The following is a 4893-nucleotide window of genomic DNA, read 5'->3' as shown; positions in this document are numbered from 1 at the left end:
TCAGCACCGAGTCGGGCAGCACCTCGCCGGTGCGGTGCCAGCGGGCCGCGCCGAGGTCGTACTCGGTGGCCTCCACCCCGGGGAGCACGGCGTCGGCCGCCTCCTGGGCGGCGCCCCGCTCGAAGTGCTCGTACCCCCCGTAGTGCCGGACCTTGATCTTCTCCGCCGCCCGCGCCACCCGGTGGCTGCGCAGGTCGGCCGGCAGGTCGGCCGGGCCGCCCTCGAGCACGACATCGACGATCCCGGCGGCGTCCCGGGCGACCGGATCCGCTTGCGAAAAGTCCTTCATGGCACGACCTCCGTCGCATTCCGCACGCCTCGGACGGCCCCACCGCTCGCCGGCGGAGGCGTCCACACAGGCCTGACGACACCCCGTTGCCGGGGCGGACGGGCGCCGTGCGGCGCACCGCGTCGTCGCGCCGGCCGACCGCCCGTTCCGCACCGAACGTAATCCGGGTCACATTCGTCGAACACCCTTAGCGGACCCCTAGGAACGGCCCTGGTCAGCGGCGATGCCCCCGCGCGTCCGGGCGGCGGCCACCACCCGGCTCACTCCCAGCGGAAGAAGCGGGTGGCTGCCGCGGCGCCGGCCACGGCCGTCACCGCCAGGGCGAGCAGCTGCCCCCACTGCGGGCTGGCGCCCGCCCACGCCGTGCCGATCGTGTCCACCGTCGCGCCCAGCGGCGAGTAGTCGCCGATGGCGGCCACGACGGTCGGCATCCGGTCGCGGGGCAGCCAGGCGCCGGCCAGGAAGAGCAGCGGGAAGAACAGCGCGGGGCCGATGGACTGCGCCGCCCGCGCGGAGGGCGCCAGCGCCGCGATCAGCAGCCCGACGGCGAAGAGTGCGGCCACCCCGAGCAGGAACGCCAGCACGAATCCGGGCAGGTTGGCCGGCGCCGGCTGGTCCAGCAGGAACCGTACGGCGATCGCGGTGACCACCGCGCCGAGGACGCCCATCACGAGGTTGACCACGACCTGCGCCACCAGCAGGAGAGCGGGCCGCACCGGGGTGGTCGCCAGGCGGCGCAGGACCCGGCGTTCGCGGTAGATGCCGAGCGCCATCGGCAGGGTGAAGAGCGCGAGCATCCCGATCGTCAGGGCCAGCGCGAGCGACGGCAGGAAGGTCTGCTCGGCGTGCTGCCCGGTGTCGGCGGCCGTGCCGGCGCGCTGCGGCAGCCCGAAGACGAGCATCAGGCCGATCGGCAGGGCGAAGACGAAGAACAGCGACACCGGCTCCCGCAGGAACAGCTTCGTCTCGACGGCGATCAGCTTCGTCAGGGCGCTCACGATGACCCTCCGGCGGTCCTGGACTGCGTGGCGGTCCGGCCCCCACGGCCGGTGAGGGACACGAACGCGTCGTCGAGGCTGGGCTGCTCGACGCGCAGGTCGGTGTAGCGGACGCCGGCCCCGTCGAGCGCGGCCAGCACCGACTGGAGCACGTCCCTGGTGCCGGTCACCGTCACCTCCGCGCCGTGCCGCGACACCCCCGTCACGGCGGGCGAGGCGAGCAGCAGCGCGTCCTCGACCGGGCCCTCGGGCCGGAAGCGCACCCGGTGGTCGGCGGCGACGCGGTCGAGCAGGCCGGACGGGCTGTCGATCGCCACCACCCGCCCCCGGTCGATGATCGCCAGCCGGTCGCAGAGGCGTTCCGCCTCCTCCATGAAGTGGGTGACCAGCACGACGGTGACGCCCCGGTCGCGGATCCGCTCGACCAGGTCCCAGGTGTCCCGGCGGCCCTGCGGGTCGAGCCCCGTGGTCAGCTCGTCGAGGATGGCGACCTCGGGCCGCCCGACCAGGGCCAGCGCCACCGACAGCCGCTGCTTCTGCCCGCCGGAGAGCTTCTGGAAGTACGTGTCGCGCTGCTCGGCCAGGCCGAGGTCGGTCAGCAGCTCGTCGATGTCCGCCCGGTTGCGGTAGAAGGACCGGTACAGGTCCAGCGCCTCCCGCACCCGCACCTTGTCGGGCAGCTGGCTCTCCTGGAGCTGGGCGCCGACGCGCTGGCGAACCTCGGCGCGGTCGCGGATCGGGTCGAGACCGAGCACCCGGACGGTGCCGCCGTCGGGGCGGCGCAGCCCCTGGACACACTCGACGGTCGTGGTCTTGCCCGCCCCGTTGGGGCCCAGCACGCCGAAGATCTCGCCCTGCTCGACGGTGAAGGAGACGTCCGCGACGGCGACCTTCTCCCCGTACCGTTTCTGCAGATGATCGACCTCGATGACCGGCATGGGCGTGGTCCTCCTTCGGGGGGCGGCGGCCGTCGGAAAGGGCGGGACCCCTCGGCTGCTCGCGGCGTCGGCCGCGGGTACGGGCCGGCGCCGGCACGCCCGCGAGGCCGGCCGACGCCCGACATCATCCGACCAACGGAGGCACGAATCAATCGATCAGGTGATGAATCGGGGGCGTACGCCGGGACGCGGCCCGTGGACAGGGGTGTCCGTCGCCGATCCGGAACGGCGGCAGGGGTGTCGGCCGGTCACGGCGCGTGTCCGCCGGGGCGGGCGGGCCGGCCGGGCCCCGGGCAGAGCGGCAGCAGCTCGTCCAGCCGCGTCAGCACCACGTCGGGACGGGCGGCGCGCAGGGCCTCCTCGTCGGACTCGCCCCACAGCGCGGCCACCGCCACCACCCCGGCCGCCCGCGCGCTGAGCAGGTCGCTCGGCGCGTCGCCGACCATGAGCGCCTCCGCCGGCCGGGCCCCGAGCAGCCGCAGCGCCCGCCGCACGATGTCGGGCGCGGGCTTGGGCCGGGGCACCTCGTCCGAGCCCACCACGTGGTCGACGAGCGGCAGCAGGTCGAGCCGGCCGAGCAGGTCCCGGGCCCGGACGCCGCTGCGGCCGGTCGCCACGGCCAGCCCGATCCCCCGCCGGCGCAGCGCGCCGAGCAGCTCCGGCGCCCCGTCGACCGGCGTGACCCGGTGCGCGAGGCGGTTGCTCTCCCGGACGAACGGCTCCGCCAGCGCCGCCGGCAGGCCCATCAGCTCCAGCACCTCCGGCAGGTAGCGGCCCGGATGGCGGCAGTACTCCGCCACCGGGGCGACGCCGTCGCCCACCACCTCGGCGTACGCGCGGGCGAACGCCTCCCGGGCCACGGCGAGGCTGTCGACCAGCACCCCGTCGAGGTCGAGCACCACGGCGCGGACGGTCGCGGGCACCGGCGCCCGCCCGGTCGTCGCCCCGGCCACCGACGCCACCTCCCGCCCGTCCGCTCCGCCGGCCGGTAGGGGTGGCAGGCCGAGGGACGCCCCGACTACGGTCGGTGTCGTCGTCCCGGGCCTGCCGGCCGGGCGTACGCCCGCCCGGGTCCACCGGCGCTGCGCCGACCCTACCGGCGTCGCCGACCACCGGTCCGCCGTCGCCCCGGTCCGGTCGCGCTCGGGCCGGTCGCGCTCGGGCCGGCCGGACGCGGGGCGGGGCGCCCGGGGCCGCCGGGCCGTGTCGCTGGAGAAGGGTCGCACCATGCCGCTGCTGAGTTGGCTCGCGCAGAGCGCCGACGAGCGTCCGGACGCGATCCGGGTCGACGAGCGGGCGGTGTCCTGGGTGGAGCTGCGCCGCCTGGCGGCGGCGGTGGCGGACGAGCTGCGCGGCGTCGACCGGGTGGCGGTCGAGGCGACCCCGACCCTGGAGACGGTGGTCGGCGTGGTCGGGGCGCTGGCCGCCGGTGCCGCCGTGGTGCCGGTGCCGCCGGACGCCGGGCCGATGGAGCGTGACCACATCCTGCGCGACTCGGCGGCGACGGCGCTGCTGGTCCCGGCCGGCACGGCGGGCGCCGCCGAGGGGGCGGGCCGCGCCGTCGTACCCGTCGACCTGACCCGCCGGTCGGACTCCGTCCACCCCGAGCCGGACCCGGCGCGCACCGCGCTGATCCTCTACACCAGCGGCACCACCGGCGCGCCGAAGGGCGCGGTGATCTCGCGTCGGGCCGTCGCCGCGTGCCTGGACGGCCTGGCCGACGCCTGGGCCTGGACCCCCGACGACCTGCTGGTACACGGCCTGCCCCTGTTCCACGTGCACGGGCTGGTGCTCGGCGTGCTCGGGCCGCTGCGGCTGGGCGGCCGGCTGCACCACGTCGGCCGGCCACACCCGCGGCGGTACGCGGCCGCCGGGGGCTCGATGTACTTCGGCGTGCCCACGGTGTGGTCCCGGATCGCCGCCGACCCGGACGCGGCGCGGGCGCTGCGCCCGGCGCGGCTGCTGGTCTCCGGCAGCGCGGCGCTGCCGGCGGCGGTCTTCGCGGACCTCGCCGCGCTCACCGGCCACCGGGTCGTGGAGCGGTACGGGATGACCGAGACCCTGATCACGGTCAGCGCCCGGGCGGACGGGCCGCGCCGGCCGGGCGCCGTCGGGGTGCCGCTGCCGGGGGTGCGGACGCGGGTGGTCGACGAGCACGGCGCGCCGCTGCCGGCCGACGGGGCGGCGATGGGCGAGCTCCAGGTCGCCGGCCCCACCCTCTTCGACGGGTACCTCAACCGCCCGGACGCCGACGCGGCGAGCGGGACGCCGGACGGCTGGTTCCGCACGGGCGACGTCGCCACGGTCGACCCGGACGGCTGGCACCGGATCGTCGGCCGGGCCTCCACCGACCTGATCAAGAGCGGTGGCTACCGGATCGGCGCCGGCGAGGTCGAGGACGCCCTGCTGGCGCACCCGGCGGTCCGCGAGGCCGCCGTGGTGGGCGTCCCGCACCCGGACCTCGGCCAGCAGGTCACCGCGTACGTGGTGGGCGACGGGGTGGACGGGCCGGAGCTGGTGGACTTCGTGGCCCGTCACCTGTCCGCGCACAAGCGGCCGCGCGAGGTGCGCCTGGTCGACGCGCTGCCCCGCAACGCCCTCGGAAAGGTGCAGAAGAACCGGCTGCTGGCGGACTGACCGGCCGCGCGTCGCCCTCCGGCGACGCGCG

General features: G+C 76.7%; 5 protein-coding genes. 1 reads left to right on the top strand and 4 read right to left on the bottom strand.

The window, feature by feature from the left end:
* The 4 genes from ACWENR_RS29605 to ACWENR_RS29590 form a co-directional block, all read right to left on the bottom strand.
* Window positions 1–289, bottom strand: a 289-nt coding sequence (locus ACWENR_RS29605) for a DUF5988 family protein (protein WP_452280241.1), incomplete at its 3' end; no start/stop codon positions are given.
* Between the two features lie 260 nt (window positions 290–549).
* Window positions 550–1287 (bottom strand): ABC transporter permease, encoded by a 738-nt coding sequence (locus tag ACWENR_RS29600; protein WP_452280240.1) that lies wholly within the window; start codon window positions 1285–1287, stop codon window positions 550–552.
* On the bottom strand, window positions 1284–2225 hold the full coding sequence (locus ACWENR_RS29595; protein ID WP_452280239.1) for an ATP-binding cassette domain-containing protein: 942 nt from the start codon (window positions 2223–2225) through the stop codon (window positions 1284–1286). The genes ACWENR_RS29600 and ACWENR_RS29595 overlap by 4 nt, the downstream gene beginning before the upstream one ends.
* Window positions 2226–2473: 248 nt before the next feature.
* Entirely contained in the window at window positions 2474–3178 is a 705-nt protein-coding gene (locus tag ACWENR_RS29590) for an HAD-IA family hydrolase (protein ID WP_452280238.1), read from the bottom strand.
* A gap of 274 nt (window positions 3179–3452) precedes the next feature.
* Here ACWENR_RS29590 and ACWENR_RS29585 point away from each other — a divergent pair, with 274 nt between their 5' ends.
* Entirely contained in the window at window positions 3453–4862 is a 1410-nt protein-coding gene (locus ACWENR_RS29585; protein ID WP_452280237.1) for an acyl-CoA synthetase, read from the top strand.
* The last annotated feature ends 31 nt before the right edge of the window (window positions 4863–4893 follow it).

The organism is Micromonospora sp. NPDC004336 (assembly GCF_053602615.1).
Note: the sequence above shows the minus strand (reverse complement) of the source record. Positions and strands in the feature narration are given on the sequence as shown.

Excerpts from the sequence above, each read along its gene's own strand:
- ACWENR_RS29595 (WP_452280239.1), bottom strand. The coding sequence starts at position 2,225 with ATGCCGGTCATCGAGGTCGATCATCTGCAGAAACGGTACGGGGAGAAG.
- ACWENR_RS29585 (WP_452280237.1), top strand. The coding sequence starts at position 3,453 with ATGCCGCTGCTGAGTTGGCTCGCGCAGAGCGCCGACGAGCGTCCGGAC.